The sequence below is a fragment of the Leekyejoonella antrihumi genome (assembly GCF_007845645.1).
In the GTDB taxonomy this organism is placed as follows: domain Bacteria; phylum Actinomycetota; class Actinomycetes; order Actinomycetales; family Dermatophilaceae; genus Leekyejoonella; species Leekyejoonella antrihumi.
Map to the genome: position 1 here is coordinate 50614 of NZ_VCQV01000012.1, position 17459 is coordinate 68072.

At 67.5% G+C, this 17459-nt stretch carries 13 protein-coding genes; 6 read left to right on the top strand and 7 right to left on the bottom strand.

Annotation, left to right across the window (positions count from 1 at the left end; all coding sequences use genetic code 11):
- Positions 1–121: 121 nt before the first annotated feature.
- Complete coding sequence (locus FGL98_RS10395; protein WP_146316697.1) at positions 122–1558, bottom strand: HNH endonuclease signature motif containing protein; 1437 nt, start codon at positions 1556–1558, stop codon at positions 122–124.
- 193 nt (positions 1559–1751) lie between these two features.
- Between FGL98_RS10395 and FGL98_RS10400 the strand changes: the two genes are divergently transcribed.
- Positions 1752–2678: a nitrilase-related carbon-nitrogen hydrolase gene (locus tag FGL98_RS10400; RefSeq protein WP_146316698.1), complete on the top strand. Its 927-nt coding sequence runs from the start codon at positions 1752–1754 to the stop codon at positions 2676–2678.
- Positions 2679–2859: 181 nt separating this feature from the next.
- On the opposite strand, the gene FGL98_RS10405 is transcribed toward FGL98_RS10400, so the two are convergent.
- The 4 genes from FGL98_RS10405 to FGL98_RS10425 form a co-directional block, all read right to left on the bottom strand.
- Entirely contained in the window at positions 2860–6078 is a 3219-nt protein-coding gene (locus FGL98_RS10405; RefSeq protein WP_146316699.1) for a type I restriction endonuclease subunit R, read from the bottom strand.
- Positions 6079–6246: 168 nt separating this feature from the next.
- Positions 6247–7389 (bottom strand): restriction endonuclease subunit S, encoded by a 1143-nt coding sequence (locus tag FGL98_RS10410; protein WP_146316700.1) that lies wholly within the window; start codon positions 7387–7389, stop codon positions 6247–6249.
- Entirely contained in the window at positions 7386–9473 is a 2088-nt protein-coding gene (locus FGL98_RS10420) for a type I restriction-modification system subunit M (protein ID WP_246136491.1), read from the bottom strand. The genes FGL98_RS10410 and FGL98_RS10420 overlap by 4 nt, the downstream gene beginning before the upstream one ends.
- A gap of 2 nt (positions 9474–9475) precedes the next feature.
- A complete protein-coding gene (locus FGL98_RS10425) occupies positions 9476–11530 on the bottom strand; it encodes a hypothetical protein (protein ID WP_146316701.1) in 2055 nt (684 codons plus the stop codon).
- 177 nt (positions 11531–11707) lie between these two features.
- Between FGL98_RS10425 and FGL98_RS10430 the strand changes: the two genes are divergently transcribed.
- The gene (locus FGL98_RS10430; RefSeq protein WP_146316702.1) at positions 11708–12181 is read left to right on the top strand and encodes an Rv1352/Rv1906c domain-containing protein; all 474 of its coding nucleotides are present in this window, start codon (positions 11708–11710) and stop codon (positions 12179–12181) included.
- Positions 12182–12184: 3 nt separating this feature from the next.
- Positions 12185–12499, top strand: a complete 315-nt coding sequence (locus FGL98_RS10435) for a hypothetical protein (protein WP_146316703.1) — start codon at positions 12185–12187, stop codon at positions 12497–12499.
- A 230-nt stretch (positions 12500–12729) separates the two neighbouring features.
- Here the strand turns inward: FGL98_RS10435 and FGL98_RS10440 are convergent, their stop codons facing one another.
- Positions 12730–13173: a protein-tyrosine phosphatase family protein gene (locus tag FGL98_RS10440; RefSeq protein WP_146316704.1), complete on the bottom strand. Its 444-nt coding sequence runs from the start codon at positions 13171–13173 to the stop codon at positions 12730–12732.
- A 95-nt stretch (positions 13174–13268) separates the two neighbouring features.
- The gene (locus tag FGL98_RS10445; RefSeq protein ID WP_146316705.1) at positions 13269–13970 is read right to left on the bottom strand and encodes a FadR/GntR family transcriptional regulator; all 702 of its coding nucleotides are present in this window, start codon (positions 13968–13970) and stop codon (positions 13269–13271) included.
- A gap of 123 nt (positions 13971–14093) precedes the next feature.
- Here FGL98_RS10445 and FGL98_RS10450 point away from each other — a divergent pair, with 123 nt between their 5' ends.
- Genes FGL98_RS10450 through FGL98_RS10460 form a run of 3 tightly spaced genes read left to right on the top strand, consistent with a single transcriptional unit; the run spans position 14094 to position 17442 of the window.
- Positions 14094–15461, top strand: a complete 1368-nt coding sequence (locus tag FGL98_RS10450; protein ID WP_146316706.1) for an MFS transporter — start codon at positions 14094–14096, stop codon at positions 15459–15461.
- A complete protein-coding gene (locus FGL98_RS10455) occupies positions 15458–16684 on the top strand; it encodes a CaiB/BaiF CoA transferase family protein (RefSeq protein ID WP_146316707.1) in 1227 nt (408 codons plus the stop codon). Before FGL98_RS10450 ends, FGL98_RS10455 begins: the two co-directional genes overlap by 4 nt.
- Positions 16681–17442 (top strand): enoyl-CoA hydratase/isomerase family protein, encoded by a 762-nt coding sequence (locus FGL98_RS10460; RefSeq protein WP_146316708.1) that lies wholly within the window; start codon positions 16681–16683, stop codon positions 17440–17442. The genes FGL98_RS10455 and FGL98_RS10460 overlap by 4 nt, the downstream gene beginning before the upstream one ends.
- Positions 17443–17459 lie beyond the last annotated feature (17 nt).

Sequence of the window (17459 nt, forward strand, 5' to 3'; positions counted from 1 at the left end):
GCAGGTTTAGCCGCGTCTCAATTTGAGATAAGGTGCCAAGGTGGGCGCTCGACGGGTCGCCCCCGCGGACCCGGTCTCCCCGTGAATTCCCGGGTGCCGCATTCAGTCTCCCCGCATCCGGCTAAGCGGCGTCGCGCCGTTGCGGCGGCAGGTTGCTCATCCGGTCCGGGGTCAGGTCCCAGACCACCCCGGTGTCGGTGACCTTCGCGAGATATCCGCGGGCGTGCACGATGTGATGATGTCGGCTGCACAGGAGTGTTCCGTTGTCCTTGCGAGTCTGACCACCGGCCCACCACGGGATGACATGGTGGGCCTCGCACCAACCCGGTGGCCTGTCGCAGCCAGGAAAGGAACAGTGCTTGTCTCGAACGATGATCGCCGTCCGCACACCCCCGGTGAAGGTACGCACCTCCCGGCCCACATCCAGTGGCTGCCCGTCACCGCCAAGCACCACCGGGATGAGGTCCGCGCTGCAAGCCAACCGACGGGCGGTCGTCGCGTCCAGCACCTCACCGGTGGCCGTCACCCCGAAACCCCCGTTCCCGAGGCGCCGCAACAGGGCGTCCAGGCCCATCGTGACGATCACCTTGGCCGTCGACCGCATCGCATCCGCATCCGTGCACCGGGCCGCCGCTCCGACGATCTCGAGCAAGGCGTCCGCACGCCGCTTACCCGGCGTCCGCGGATCACGGACCTTCTCCCCCGTGGCCGGATCCTCGGTCGGCTGCGGCGCGGACAGCGCCGTGATCGCCTCGATGATCTCCGCGGCATGACCAGGAGACAGCACCGCGACCAACTCGAAGAGACCGCTGGCCAGCTCCGTCCACGACAACGACTCCGCCTTCTGCGCCTTCTCCTCATCGGCCGGGGCCTGATCCTCACCGAACTCGGCGATGATCCGCTTGGTCAAACCCCGCAGATCCCCCCGCGTGAACCCCGGCTCGATCACCTGCAGGTAATAACCCAACACCTCATCCCGGGCCGCGTCCGGCAACGCCACCATCGCCTTGGGGACCTCCCGGATGACCGTCACCAGCATCGACGCGCTCAGCTCCCCCGCCACAAGCACCGCCCGCAACCGCGCATTCTCCGGCCGATTGACCGCCTCCGCAGCCGCCGTGATCCGGCTCGCCTCCCCCGGCTCCAGAAACACGGCACGATCCAGCAGCCACTGCCGCGGACCACCACTGTCAGACCCAGCCACCACCCCACGGTTCAGCCCGTCGGCCAACGCCAGCACCAGAGACCGCTCCGCTTCCTCCCGCGCGCTCAGCAGCGCCCGGGCCGCGTTATCCAGGTCCGTGTCGCACAACTGTCCACACGCATCCCCCACCCCGCGCATCGCGACCGGCGCCTCTCGCACAACAGACAGCGCCGCCACACCCGCACCCGGCGAGACATCTGACCCGGCCCCCGCCGGCACTCCGGCGAGACCTCCCGAACCCTCCGGCACGACGTACCCCAATAGGTCCACCGGCTCCGGCAGACCCCCAAAACCCGGACCATCCGACCCGGGCGCGTGACCCGAGATCCGCTGATCGTCCTGGTTGAAGTTCATACTCTATCGTAACTTTGTTCGAACTCAAATGCAAGGACATGGGCCCGTCAATTCCGTCGAATGCATCGAGGTAGCAATGACTCTCCACCGCACAGGCGCTCCGCTTACCGTGAGCCGCTTCGGATCTGGCACGGCGTGACCAAGGTGCTAGCGTTCGTAGGAGGTGGCTTGGTCGACCTCGAAGGAGGCGGTGATGAAGGCGCTAATGGCAGCCGTGGTCCAAGCGGCGCCGGTGCCGTATGACGTTGAGGCGACTCTCGTCAAGGCCCATGAATTGCTCTCCCGGGCCGCTGGCAAGGGAGCCCAGTTGGTTGTCTTCCCCGAGGCCTTCCTCACCGGCTATCCGCGGGGCCTGACGTTCGGCGCCACGGTCGGCAACCGCACGCCGGAGGGACGAGAGCAGTTCCGGGAGTACTGGCAGTCGGCCATCGATGTCCCTGGTCCGGTCGTCACCCGGCTTGGTGAGATGGCGGCAGAGTTCCGCACGCACCTGGTCATCGGAGTCATCGAGCGCGACGGCGGCACGCTCTACTGCACGGTGCTCGTATTCGACGGCGACGGTCGATATCTCGGCAAGCATCGCAAACTGATGCCCACCGGTTCCGAACGTCTCGTGTGGGGCTTCGGTGACGGCTCGACGCTGAGCGTGTTCGACACGGACATCGGGCGGATCGGCGCGGTCATCTGCTGGGAGAACTACATGCCGCTGCTGCGTGCGGCCATGTATGCCCAATGCGTGCAACTGTATTGCGCGCCGACCGCCGACTGCCGCGAGACCTGGACTTCGACCATGCAACACATCGCATGCGAGGGCCGCTGTTTCGTCTTCGGCGCCAACCAGTTCACACCGGGAGCGTTCCCGGCCCGCGCCGGCGAGGACCCTGCGAATGACGCTGCCGGCTCAAGAGGCGGGTCGGTCATCGTCTCACCGCTCGGCGAGATCCTCGCCGGACCGGCCTACGATGAGGAGGCCGTGCTGGTCGCCGAAATCGACCTCGACGACATCGTTCGCGGCAAGTACGACTTCGACGTGGTCGGTCATTACGCGCGACCGGACATCTTCCACCTGAGCGTCGATACCCACGAGCAGTCCTCGGTCTCAGTCGAGTTTGACCCCTGATCGACACGCCCGAGTGGGCCCGAGCAGGGCACCACGGCCGAAGCTACCGTCAGCCGGCAGAAGCCTCCCGATGCATTCGCAGGAGGCCCGCCCACGGCAGACGCTTCTCGGTGTACAGAACTCACTTCTCAAGGGGCGATAAGTCGCGTCTCGGGTGTCGAGAAGTCACCTCTCCGGTGGGTCAGGGGTGGCTGGCGCGGCGCTCCTCGGCAATGCGCGGGGCCATGGCCTCCATCTGCTGCATCACCAGCCTGATCGCACCGGGCTGCTGGTCCGGCGGATAGCCGTTCTTCTTCAGCAGCCGCTTGATCGACGTGCGCAGCTTGGCGCGCACATCCTCGCGCACGGTCCAGTCGGTGCGAGTGTCACGCCGCATCGTCGCCACGAGATCCCTTGCGATCTGGGCGAGCACGTCATCGCCCAGGACGTTGACGGCCGACTCGTTGGTGGCGATCGTGTCGTAGTAGGTCAGCTCGTCCTGGGTCAGCGCCGGCGAGAACGCCTGCCGCCGGTCCGGTTCGTGGTGGATCTCCTTTGCGAGCTCCACCAGCTCCGCAATCACCTCGGCGGAAGTGAGCTGCTGGTTGGTGTATTTGGTCATCAGCTCACTCAACCGCTGCGAAAACAGCTGCTGCCGAACGACGTTGCCCTGGGTGACCGCCCCGGCCTCCTTCAGGATGCTCGCACGCAGGGCCTCGATCGCCAGGTGCGGCGTGCTGCTGGTCTGTGCCTGATGGAGGAACTCGGGTGTCAGGTCGCCCAGCGACGGCTTGGGTAGGCCTGCGGCGGCATAGATGTCGAGCAGGCCTCCGGTCGCGGTCGACTCGACGACCAGCTTGCTCAGCAGCCGGGCGATGTCCTCGGGCACCGGCTCGCCGCGCGCCAGACGCTCCTCCGCGTCGAACTTCGCCATGTAGACGCGGACCTCTTCGTAGAACTTCAGCTCGGGGCGCAGCGCCTCGATCTCGCTCGCCTGCACACACAGCGCCCAGGCACGGGACAGGTGACCCGCCATCCGCCGGAACTCCCGGGCCAGCGGCCGGTCCCCCTCCTCACCCTGGTTCCCCGGGCTCGTCGGCGACCGCAGATAGTCGCACATCTGCTTCGCAGCCTTGACGAAGCCGGACTTCGGGTCCTTGCTCCAGGTCACCCGCCAGTCGACGGGGGCGAGCAGCTCGCGCAGCGCGTGCACCTGGTCCAGCACGATCTCGACGGCCTCGTCGATGGAGCGACCAACCGCCTTGTCCTGCGGGCGTCCACTGCTGACGGTGAACTCGGCCAGTGCCTTCGACAGGTTGTCGGCCAGCGGCGCGTAGGCCACGAGCAGGCCATCCTCCTTGCCGCGGAAGGTGCGGTTGACCCGGGCCAGCGTCTGCATCAGCAGCGCACCCTTCAGCGGCCGGTCGAGATAGAGCGTGTGCAGTGGCGGCGAGTCGTAGCCGGTGAGCATCATATCCTTGACGATCACGATCTCCAGCTCGTCGTCCACGTCCTTGAGCCGCTTTTTGACGGCGGCGTTCTCGGACGGACGACGCACGTGCTTCGCGATGATGCCGGTGTCGGACGCGGTGCCGGAGTAGACGACTTTGATGGCTCCCTTGTCGAGCTCGTCGGAGTGCCAGTCGGGCCGCAGCGCGATGATCTGCTCATAGACGCGCGCACAGATCTCCCGGGTCGCGCACACCAGCAGCGCCTTCCCGTGCGCGTCGATGAAGGGGAGCATCCGCTCCCGGCGTGCCTCCCAGTGCTGCACCAGGTCGCCGGCCAGGGCCTCGAGACGGGAGGGAGCGCCATACACCTGGTTGAGCACGGTGACGCTCTGCTCGATGCGGATGCGTTCGGCCTCGTCGAGGCCGGCGGTCACCTCGTCCGCGGCATCGTCGAGGCTGTCGTCGTCGACGCCGTCGACGCGGACGACCTCGATCAGCCGCGGCTCGAAGATGACCGGCACCGTCGCGCCGTCCTCGACGGCGCGGTTGAGGTCGTAGACGTCGATGTCGTCGCCGAAGACGCGGCGAGTGTCCCTGTCTCCCTGGGCGATCGGCGTGCCGGTGAAGGCGATGTGGGTCGCGTGCGGCAGCGCATCGCGCAGGGAGCGGGCGAAGCCGTCCTTGGCGTAGTGGCTGCGGTGTGCCTCGTCGACGATCACGATGATGTTGTGCCGGTCGGACAGTCGCGGATGCTCCGCGCCGGACTTGCGCTCGGCGTCGGTGCGACCGAACTTCTGCAGCGTGGTGAAGTAGATGCCACCGGTCCCCCGCTCGGCGAGCTCGGTGCGCAGCTCGTCACGGCTGCCCACCCGATGCGGATCCTCGGCCAGCAGCATGCTCCCCGCGAAGGTGTCGAAGAGCTGCCCGTCGAGCTCGGTGCGGTCGGTGACCACGACGAAGGTCGGGTTGAGCAGCGCAGGCGTGCGGGCGGCCTTGGCGACGTAGAGCTCCATCTCCATCGACTTGCCGGATCCTTGTGTGTGCCAGACGACTCCGGCCCGCCCGTCGGACTCGACAGCACGGATCGTCGTGGCGATCGCCTTGCTGACTGCGAAGTATTGGTGCGGCTTGGCAATCCGCTTGCGCAGCCCGTCCTCGCTCTTGGCGAAGGCAACGAAGTCGCGCTGCAGCTGACCGAACCGGTCGAGGTTGAAGAGCCCGTGCAGCGCGAGGTCGAGCGCGGTGATCGTGTTGCCCTCGGCGTCCTGCTCGTCCAGCTGCATCGAGTGCCCGTCGTCGTCGACGTTCCAGGTCGCGAAGTGGTTCAGCGGTGTGAACGGCGTGCCATAGCGCGCCCCGATGCCGTCACTGGCCACGGTCATCACGGTGAAGCGGAACGCCATCGGGAACTCGTGCAGATAGGTCTGCAGCTGGTGGTATGCCGACTCGACCGTGGCGTGCGCCGACCCGGCGCGCTTGAGCTCGATGATGCTGACCGGCAGGCCGTTGCAATAGAGCACGACGTCGAAGCGCCGCTCGACATCGCGGTTGCGGATCGTGATCTGGTTGGCGGCGATCCACTCGTTGGCGTCCGGGTCCGCGCTCATCAGCCAGATCGTCGGGGTGACCTCCCGCCCGTCGTGATCGATGTAGGTCGTGCCGCGGTATCCGCGCACCAGGTAGTCGTGCAGCCGCTGGTTCTCGGCGATCGCGTCGTTCGACTTGGGTGACAGGATGTCGGCCAGGGTCTGCTGCAGATACTCGTCCGGCACCTGCGGGTTGAGATTGCGCATGGCCTGCAGCGCACGCCCGCGCAGCACGATGTCACTCCACGACTCCCGCTCGCCACTGCCCGGCGCCAGTGACGGACCACGCATCGTGCTCCACCCGAGCTCGCCCAGCGTGTCGAGCACCATCTCCTCCCACTGCGCCTCATTGAACCCCGCAGTCAGCCCGACCAGTTCGCTCATCTCACGTCATCTCCCACTCGGCTGGTTGAGCCGGGCGAGCGCGAAGCGCGTGCCCCGCTCAGCTGGTTGAGCCGGGCGAGCGCGAAGCGCGTGCCCCGCTCAGCTGGTTGAGCCGGGCGAGCGCGAAGCGCGAGCCCGTGTCGAAGCCCGGTGACAGACGCACCCATCTCACACCAGCTCCTCGACTTCGCGCGCAACATCCTTGACCCGCACCCTGCCCGACATCAGCAAAGGCAACAAAGCATCCCGAGTACCCGCCAATCGCTCATTCTCGGCTTGCGTCGCCTGCACCCGCCGAAGCAACGGGTCCACGCGATGTCCGAATTCAACCATCGTGGCCTCGTCGGCAGTCCACACTGGCAGCGACTTGAACCGACCCCGACTGAGCTCCATGAAGGTTGCACCGTTTGCATAACTGAGGAACTCGGGCACCCGTGAGCGCATCTGTGCATAGAGCCACCAGTGCAGCCGGTCGTCGCGTGCGTTCACCACGATGAAGCCCTGGTTGACTGCGATGTCACAACCCGCGATAGCGAACGCTCCAATCGTTGCTCGGGACGTCATCAGGATCGACCGCATCGGATACAAGCGGGAGGAGCACGACTCAAGTCCGGCGTCCGTGATCATGCGACTCGTCTGGCTCAGCCAGAGACCCTGCAACCCTGTCACGTCTGTCGGTGTTGCCCACTGAACGCCGCCGCACCAGTACTCTTCGACTTTGGTCTTCGGCGTGCCTCCACCACCGATCTCAGCGAGATCTGCGAAGGTGGATTCACTCACTGTGTGCGGCGTACCGAGGAACATGGCGGCGACCACGCGATCTGCCGCATCGATGACGGTGCGGTTGGCGGCGATCTTGTCGTCGAGCGCCCCCAGCACCTCCGCAATCCCCCGCTGCTCCGCAGGACACGGAACGCAAACTGCGATCGAATCCAGCGCCGTCCGACTCAGCTTGGGTTGTGCCGACCCTGTGATGTAGCCAGTCACGTCGGTTACTGACAACAGATACTGAAGAAACCTCGTCTCTTCAAACGAGCCGCATTGGACGACGTGCGCATGGTTGTTCACCCAGATTTTTCCCCGGGCCATGAACGCAATCGGTGTGGATCGGCTCCTGAGGTTCTCACCGTCCTCTGATACGAGCAGGAAGTCGCCGTTATGTGTGTGACCTGAGACCCGATCCACGATCCCCGACGCGCCGTAGTAAGGAGTCAATCCAGCGACACGACTGCTCGACTTAATAGGTCGCCTCGCGAAATTGAAATTGTCAGTGAGATCGCCGACGGTCGTCCGACGCCAGCGATCACTCATGCCAGCCTCCCCAACTGCTCACGGACGACCGCATCAAGTCGGGCTGACTCGTCCATGGCTTCGAAGAGCTCCTTGCTCAGCCGCTCGATCTTCTGGTCAATCGGTTCGCCGTCGTCCTCGAGTTCTGGTGCGCCGACGTAACGACCTGGGGTCAGCGCATATCCGGCCTCCTTGATCTCCGCAAGTGTGGCGCTCTTGCAGAAGCCGGGGATGTCGACGTAGGCCGTGGTTGGGTCTGGGTGTGTGTCACCGGGGGTTTCGACACGGGCTCGTTCCTCGCCCGGCTCAACCAGCCGGTATGGCCCGTCGCCCGGCTCAACCAGCCGGTATGGCCCGTCGCCCGGCTCAACCAGCCGGTATGGCCCGTCGCCCGGCTCAACCAGCCGGTGGGGTGCCGTGGGGGTGGTGAGTCCGTCGAGAGGTGAGGTTGCGTCACCGACAGGCGCGGGCTGGGGGGCCGGCGGAGCGGACAGGGGGTACCTCCCGCTTGCGGGGGAGATGGGTCTGGCGGGTGTCCGAGCCGCCGGGTTGAGCAGGGCGGAGCTTGCGGAGCCCGTGTCGAAACCCTGCGAGGACACCTGGTTAGTCCGCGTAGCCGGCCCCCCAGTCCGTGCCGGGACGGAGGTGGTTGAGTTGGCGTGTTCGTCGCCGGGGGTTTCGACACGTGCTCGCGCTTCGCGCTCGCCCGGCTCAACCAGCCGTGTATGAGAAGCCGTGCCCCGCCACAAGTGATAGGTGGCAGCGATCTTCGCGATGTCTTCGTCGGAGAGCGCGCGCTCGGCTCGGTCGACCATGTAGCCCAGCTCGCGGGCGTCGATGAAGAGCACCTGTCCGGTCCGGTCAATCGAACCCTTGGCCCCCGCCGACTTGTCCTTGGCGAAGAACCAGACGCACACCGGGATGCCGGTGCTGCGGAAGAGCTGAGTCGGCAGCGCCACCATGCACGACACCAGATCCGCTTCCACGAGGTTGGCCCGAATATCCCCTTCCCCACTGGAGTTCGACGACATCGACCCGTTGGCCATCACCACACCGGCGGTTCCGCCGGGCGCGAGCTTGCTGATGATGTGCTGCATCCATGCGTAGTTGGCGTTGCCCTTGGGCGGCACCCCGAAGCGCCACCGGCTGTCGTCCTCGTTGCGGCTCCAGTCCTTGATGTTGAACGGCGGGTTGGCCATCACATAGTCGGCCTGCAGGTCGGGGTGGATGTCGCGGGCGAAGGTGTCGCCCCAGCGCGCACCGAGGCCCTGGGTGTCGATGCCATGGATCGCCAGGTTCATCTGCGCCATCCTCCAGGTGCGCTCGTTGTTCTCCTGGCCGTAGACCGCGATGTCGGACGCCTCTTCGCCGTGCGACTCGAGGAACTTCTCGGTCTGCACAAACATGCCGCCCGACCCGCAGCACGGATCGTAGACCCGGCCGTGCGACGGTTCGAGCACCTCGACCAGCACGCGGACCACGCTTGCGGGAGTGTAGAACTCGCCGCCGCGCTTGCCCTCGGCACGGGCGAACTTCTCCAGGAAGTATTCGTAGACCTCGCCGAGCAGGTCCCGCGCCTTGGTGGCTCCCTGACCGGTGAAGCGTGCGCCGTTGAAGAGGTCCATCAGCTCGCCGAGGCGGCGCTGGTCCACGTTGTCGCGGCCGTAGAGCCGCGGCAGGGTGCCGCGCAGCGACTGATTCGACCCCATCAGCAGGTCCATCGCGTCGTCCACCAGGTCACCGATCGACTTGGCCGGCTCCCCCGCCGCGGCCGGTAGCCCCTTGCCGTGCTCGGCCAGGTAGCCCCAGCGGGCCTGGGGTGCGACCCAGAAGACGCCGTGACCGACATACTCGTCGAGGTCGTCCTGCTCCTCGGCGATCTGGTCGGCGGCCCACCCGTCGGCGACCAGCTCGGCCTCGATCTGCTCGCGCCGCTCCTCGAAGGCGTCCGACACATACTTCAAGAAGACCAGCCCGAGGATCACGTCTTTGTATTGCGACGCGTCCATCGAGCCGCGCAGCTTGTCCGCGGCCTTCCAGAGCGTGTCCTTCAGCTCCTTGACCGTTGACGGCGCCTGGTCTGACGGCTTCTTCTTCGGTGGCACGTTCACTCTCCCTTGGCGGTCATCGCATTGTCCTTGGTCAGGGGCTCACCTGTCGCCGAAACCAGCTCGACAGCTCCCACGGCGACCCCGTCGGTCAACGTCTGCTGCAGCGCAGTCAGGGCGGTGAGCCTGCGCTGCAGGTCATCGCGCTGCCGTGCGAGATCATCGACGCTGGTGGTGAGGGCTGCGCGCTGGCTCGTCGGGACGAGTCGCACGGTCCAGGTCCGGTAGGCCTTCGCGGCCACCGGCTGGCGCACCAGGTCCGCGGCGAGCACGTCGGGCACCAGGGCTCCGCGTGGCTCACCGCCGCCGGTGATCCGCAGGATCCGCGCCGGTGAGCACACCACCGACCCGCCGCGTCGGTCGACTTGCGCGCTGACCCGCCGGCCGGTGCAGAAGACCACGTCGCCCGGCTCGGTCAGCGCCGCCGCAGGGTAGTCGCAGTGCAGTCGCAGCCGGTCGATCCGCCTGCTGCCCCAGGCACTTGCGCCGGTCAGCTCCTCCGGCCCGATCAACACGACACCGCCTAATGCATCGGGATCGGCCGCCTGCACGTCGCGTGGCCGGATGCGGTGCCCGGGCAGCAGCCGGACCTGCCCGGCCTGCATCGCCCGACCAAGGGTGATCGTCATCGGCACGGCATCCGCGGCAGCACCAGTCGGTCGCACGAGTCGGCCGGTCAGCCCGGCCGCGGCCTGCAGCCGCTCGACCTCCAGCACGGTCTGCGCCGGTGTCGGCGTGGCCGGTGACACGGGGGCGGGCGCCGCCGTCACCAGGTCACCGCGGGCGGCCACCAGCGCCGGCGCACTGACCAGGCGCGCGTGCCGGAAGGCGTGACCACGCACGACGTGCACGTCACCCAACGCGGCGACGGCGTCGGTGGCGATCTCATCGCGCACCGACTCGTCCAACGGCACGTCGGTCAGATCACCGACCACGGTCCACCGCTGCGTTGCCGGCACATCCGGGTGGGCCGAGCCGAGCAGCCACAGCGCGAGCTGCCGGCGCCCCCCATGCGGCAGCAGCCCCTTCGGCAGCCGCAGTGCGAGCCGCAACCGGCCGGCGCGCAGGATGTCGTCCCGGTCACGCTCGGCCTCGCGATCGCGCAGCCGGTCCACGAGCGCCGATGCGGGCGCCACGACCAGCGCCCACTGCCGGTCGCTCATCCGCAGGGTCAGCTCGCCCACCTCGTGCAGGATCTGTCGGTCGGTCATCAGTGGCCGCGGGCCATCGGGCAGCTGCGACATCACCAGGGCGGGCCCGTCGAGCACGGGCAGTCCGTCGTCGGTCGCGCACGTCTCGGTGACGATGCCGTGTGCTCGGATCCGCTGCTGCGACAACCTCACCCACTCCCCTGGATGGTCCCCCAGGATCACCGTGGCCGAGTCCTCGCCATCGATGGCTGCAGCCGGCACCAGATTGGTGCCACCGCGCGACGCGTCGACCAGGGTGAGCGGCTCCATGCCGAGCGCGACGGCAAGCGCCCGCGCCGTCGCGGTGACCAGCGCGCACAGCTCGGAGCTCACTGCCGTCCGCCGGCCCGAACCCCCGTCGTGGCGCAGCCGCGCCTCGATCAGGGTGTCCAGCGCACGGGCCGGTGAGTAGGCCGCGTCGGCCAGGCTGTCGGCATACGCCAGCGTCTGCGCGGCGTCGGCAGGAAGCGCCTCGAGCTCGCGGCGCAGGAAACGGTCGTCCGGGTCGACCTCTGTCGCCAGGACCCGCGCATAGTCGACGCCGAGATCGGTGAGCTGCTCGCCGGTGATCGCCGACAGCGTGAGCAGCGCGCTCAGCGTCTGGGGCGCGACATCGTCGGCGGGGTGGGCGAAGGCGACGGCATCGGCCAGCGCATCCGGGTTGTTGCCCCTGCCGGTCCGCTGCAGCCAGCTGCCGACGCTCGCGGGGTCGAAGACGGGGTGACCGCTTCGCTTTGCCGTCGGCTGCGGGAAGTCGGCGTGGCGACTGCGCCACATCGACACCACCGGCCGCTGCACCTGCGCCAGACGTGCCACGTCGGCAAGGGTCATCCAGGTGCGGGGCTCCGCCGTCGCTGTCGTCATGGCACCTCCTTTCGGCTGATGGGCGTGTGGTGAGCGTATCCGTGCGCGGTGACAACCCTCGCCTGGTTTCTGATAACCCCCCTTATCGACTACTCACCGCACTATCCGCGACGGCGCGCTGCAGAGTTCTCGGCAGCGGTTGACCACCTCGGTCGGCCCCGCAGCAGGAGGACCCGCATGAAGCATCTCAAGCACGTCATCGGCTACGGCGCGACCGCCGTGATCGCACTCGGCATCGGCGCGGTCGGTGCCTCGGGCGGCGGCAGCGGCACCGCCAGCGCGGCGACCACCCCGGAGCCCACGGTCACCGTTCACGACTCACCCGCGCCGGCTGCGACCGTCACCGACACCGCCACGGCCACCGTTACGGCACCCGCAAAGACGGTGACCGTCACGGCCAAGCCCAAAGGGCCGTCCGCCACGATCGGCGGCGACGGCACGTATGCCGTGGGCAAGGACATCAAGCCCGGCACCTATGTCTCGTCCACCCCGGACAGCGGCAACTGCTACTGGGCACGACTGCGGAACACCAATGGTGATCTCAACAGCATCCTGGCCAACAACAACTCGGCCGGTCAGTCGCTGGTGACGATCCTGGCGTCCGACAGGTTCTTCGAGACCAGCGGATGCAACACCTGGACCCGCCGCTGAGCCATGGTCCGCAAACGGAGTAAACGACTCACCGACCGCCTGGGACTGTGGCGGCGGGCGCACTACCCGCCGACCCGGACGTGCTCGGCCACCGGCAAGTACTGCTTCCCGGATCGCCGCGCAGCACGGCGCGCCCTGCAGGACGCCGCCGCCGCCCGTCGCATCGCGGCCGAGGCGCTCGGCGACCCGAATGTGAGTCGGCGCCACGAGTGCCGCGCGTATCGATGCACGCACTGCCGCGCTTGGCACCTGACGTCGCACCCACCGGAGAAGACTCACGCGGCGGCGGTCGAACGGGGCCGGCCGACGCGCAGCTGAGCCGCTCATCCGCATCGATCAGACATCAACCACGGGGACAAGGGGGACCGCATGATGCCCAACCAGCTGTTGTGGGCGTGGGCGGGGAGCCACGCTGGACAACTGCTCCTACTCGGGGCAGTCCTGCTCGAAGCTCTCCTCGTGTGGGCGTATCGCGGGGATCGTGACCCGAGTCCCTGGGCACCTACCCATACGACTACCGCCACGATGACGGTTCACCAGGCGTGCCGTCAGTCCCGTGACATCGAATCGAAGCGCAGCACGTAATCGGCCTGTGCCTCGGTCTCCACCGCGCCCTGGTCGTAGTGCTCACGCACGTAGGCGACGGCCGAGTCTGCCGGCACGCCGTCGAGGATTGCCGCGCAGGCAAGCGCGGTGCCCGTGCGGCCATGTCCCCCGTAGCACGCGACTTCCACGCGCTCTCGGATAGACCGGTCCCACAGCTCACGAACGGCTGCCGCGAACTCGCTGTTGTCGTCCGGCAGACCGAAGTCCGGCCAACGGACCCAGATCGACTCCCAGCCGACCGATGGTGGCGGCTCACCGAACAGGTAGGCGCCCCAGTCCGGCAGCAGCCCTGAGGGCAGCGGCCTGCTCAGCCCCCGACCGCGCACCAGCCGACCGGACGGCAGCCGCAGCACACCGGCCGCCAACGGGTCCCACCTTGTGCCCACCACTACAGCGTAGACGACAGGGTCTCGCCGCAATCGCGACGACGAAGCACCCAGGACGTCGCCCACACCGTGTTGCGGCGTGTGGCTCCTGGCCGTCAGTCCTCAGGGTTCCAGGTCAGCAGACGCACCCGGCTGACGTGGTCCACATGCTCGTGCATCGCGCGCGCTGCGGCCGCCTCGTCACCGGCCCGAATCGCCGCCGCGATCCGCTCGTGATCGGCGAACGACTGGCGCGGGCGCCCTGGCTGACGCAGCGACTCGAGACGACTCTCGGCGATCGGCACCCTGATCTCGGCATAGAAGTCCGCCAGCAGCTGACTGTGCGCGGCCGCCACGATCGCCGCGTGGAACTGCCGATCGCCTTCCATCGCGGGCTCACCCGCGTTGACCTGTGCGTGCATGAGCTCCAGCGCGGCATCGATGGCGGCCAGATCGTCATCGGACCTGCGGGCAGCCGCCAGCGCGGCCAGCTTGGTCTCCAAGGCGTCTCGTGCGTCCAGCACCTCCGGCAGTCGCTTCTGGCGAGCCATCAGGTCCGGCACGGGTTCCGCGTCGAATCGCGCGCGCAACAGATAGATGCCACCACCATGACGGGTCTCGACGATGCCCTGCACCTCCAGGGCCACGATCGCCTGCGCGATGGACGCCCTGCTCACCCCTAGTCGCGCGGCCAACTCACGTTCGGTGGGCAGCCGCGACCCCTTGGACAGGCCGGCGCCGGCGACGTGTTCGCCGAGCCGGTCGATGACCTGCTCATACAGCCGGGTGCGGCCGACCGGCTTCAGCGTGTCCGACATAAGAGCCCCTCCCGTTCGCCCATCGGATCATCTCCAACCCTTGACGTGGCTGATCCACTGGGCCAATACTAGCCCTTGACCAATTGGATCAGTGGCATAGCCACTTTGCGAAAGGACCGGCTCATGTCCTCGACAACGGTGCACCCAGACCTCCCCGTGCTCCGACGAAGGGCGGTGATCGCGAGCACCATCGGCACGACCATCGAGTGGTACGACTTCTTCCTCTACGGAACCGCCGCAGCCCTCGTCTTCCCGAAACTCTTCTTTCCCGGCAGCTCCAACTTCGCCGGCGTGCTCGAGTCCTTCGCCACGTTGTTCGTAGGCTTTGCCGCGCGCCCCTTCGGCGCAGCAATCTTCGGGCACTGGGGTGACCGCATCGGCCGCAAGGCCACCCTCGTGGCGACCCTGCTGCTCATGGGCGGTGCCACCGTCTTGCTCGGCCTGCTCCCGAGCACCAACTCCATCGGGATCGCCGCACCGATCATCCTGGTCCTATTGCGAGTCGCCCAGGGCATCGGCGTCGGCGGCGAGTGGGGTGGCTCCGTGCTGATGTCGATGGAGTGGGGCTCAGCCGAACGTCGCGGACTCATGGCCAGCTGGCCCCAGCTCGGAGTCCCCATCGGCCTGCTGCTGTCCACCGGCATGATGAAGATCGTGGGCGCCACCACGTCGTCCGCCGCATTCGACTCCTGGGGATGGCGGGTCCCCTTCCTCGCCAGCATCGTGCTCGTGGCCATCGGCCTCTATGTCCGGTTCCGAGTCTCCGAGAGCCCGGAGTTCGTCCAGGTCAAGAAGGTCGACAAAGTCGTCCGGCAGCCCCTTCTCGAGGTCATTCGCAAGCAGCCGATGGAGATCCTCACCTCCGCATTCGTGCGCCTGTCGGAGCAGGCTCCGTTCTACCTGTTCATCACCTTCGTCCTCACCTACGGCACCAAGCACCTGCACGTGTCGAAGGGCGAGCTGCTCAACGACACCCTGGTCGCGGCCGCGCTCGGGCTGTTCTCGGTACCGTTCTTCGGGCACCTGTCCGATCGCTTCGGCCGCCGCACGATCTATGGCGCGGGCATCATCTGCACGGCGATCTTTGCCTTCCCCTATTTCGGCCTGCTCAACACCGAGCACTCCGGGCTGATCCTGCTCGCGATCGTGCTCTCCTTGGTCTTCCACGACATGCAGTACGGTCCGCAGGCCGCACTGATCGCCGAGAGCTTCGGCACCAACCTGCGGTATACCGGCGCGGGCCTGGGCTATCAACTCGCCTCCGTCATCGCCGGCGGCCCGGCGCCGCTGCTGGCCGCGCTGATCCTGCGCCGCACCAACTCCAGCATCGGCATCAGCTGGTACATCGTCGGATGCTGCGTCCTCGCCTTCGCCGCGCTCATCCTCATGCCGCACCGCGCCACCGGGACCCAGCCTGCCGACGAAGGAACCACCCACGCCGCCGCACCGGCGTCCGACTCCGGATCGCTGCACAACGGAGCCAACGCATGAGTACGGACACGTTCGGAGCGTGGCGGGAGCACGCCGGCGCCCTCGCCGGGATGCGGGTGCTGGACCTGACCCGGATCCTCTCGGGTCCGTTCGCCTCCATGATCCTCGCGGACCTCGGCGCCGATGTCATCAAGATCGAGGACACGCGCGCCGGGGACGACACTCGCCACTGGGGCCCACCGTTCCAGGGCGACGACGCCGCATACTTCCACGCGGTCAACCGCAACAAGCGCTCGCTGGCGCTGGACCTGAAGTCCGACGCCGGTCAGAAGATCGCACTGCGCCTCGCGGACGACGCCGATGTCGTGCTCGAGAACTTCCGGCCCGGCACCGCAGAACGCCTCGGGCTCGGGTATCCCCAGCTGTCGAGTCGCAACCCGCGCCTGATCTACGGATCCGTCAGCGGGTTCGGTCAGACCGGACCACTCAGCAGGCGGGCCGGCTACGACGCGATCGCGCAGGCGATGTCCGGCGCGATGAGCGTCACGGGGGAACGTGACGGTTCACCAGTGCGGTTCGGCGTTGCCGCCGCCGACCTGGCCGCGGGCATGTGGCTGACGATCGGCGTGCTGTCCGCATTGCACGCTCGAGACAGCACGGGCTGTGGGCAGCAGGTCGACATCTCGCTGATGGACGGTGAACTTGCCTGGATGACGTATGTCGCGCAGAACTTCTTCGCCACCGGTGACACTCCTCGCCGGTATGGGTCGGCCCATCCGAACATCGTTCCGTACCAGGCCTTTCCTACCGCCGATGGTGAGATCATGGTCGCCGTCGGCAACGACACCCTTTGGCAGACCTTCTCCGGCGCCGTCGGGTTGGACGACATCGGCGCCGATCCGACGCTCGCCACGAACGCGGGACGGCTGGCATCTCGAGACACCCTGCTGCCACGCATCGCCGATGCGCTGACCGCCCGCACGTCTGCGGAGTGGACTCAGATCCTGACGGGCGTCGGCGTGCCGGTCGGTCCCATCAACACCGTGCCGCAGGCGCTGGCGCAGCCGCAGGTCGCGGCGCGGGACATGGTCGTCGACCTCCCGCATACCTCCGAAGGCAGCATCCGCACCCTCGGCTCGCCGGTGAAGCTGTCCGCCACACCCCCGCAGTTGCGACATGGGGCACCCCTCCACGGTGAACACACGGTCGAGATTCTTACCTCAATGGGCCTCTCGGAGCACGAGATCCAGTCTCTGATCGATCAAGGAGAAGTGAGCCGATGACCTCGAAGGACGCGGGATGTGAGCCCGACGGAGTCGTGACCATCATCGTCGGCGACGGACACCGCAGCAACGCCCTGGGCGAGGCCGCTTGGCGACATCTCGCTGATGGGGTGATTGCGGCGAGCCAGGCGCCGGAGACTCGGGTCATCGTTGTGAAGGGCCACGGCGACACCTTCACGGCGGGGTCCGACCTGACCGAGTGGGAGGACGCGGACCTGTCATCGGTCGAGCGCTGCTTCGCTGTGATGGAGCAGTGCTTCGAGACAATCGAGCACGTATCGGTGCCGGTGATCGCGGCGGTCGAAGGATCGGCGCTCGGCGCCGGCTGCCAGCTCGCGCTGTCGTGCGACCTGGTCGTCGCTGGATCGTCTGCGGTCGTCGGTATGCCGATCGCGCGCCTTGGCATCCTCGCCTCCCCCGCGTTTGCCGCGAGGGTCAGCGCCAAGGCGGGCACTGCCATCGCGGCGGACCTCTATCTGACCGGCCGGTCGCTTCGTGCGCAGGAGGCGCACGCGTGCGGGCTGGTTGCCCGCGTGGTCGCCGACGGCACGGCGTACGAGGTGGCACACCGTCTGGCGGTGCAGGTGGGATCCCTGCCGTCCGCGTCCCTCGGTGCGGCGAAGCAGACATTGCTCGCCCTCAGCCGACCCGCTCTCGAGACGCCCCCGGGACGTCACGCACCAACAGTCGAGATCGGGGCGTTCCACTCAGCCGTAGCAGCATTCGTGCACAGGCATGACTGCGCGGAGGCGTCCTGACCGGGTCGTGAGCCTCA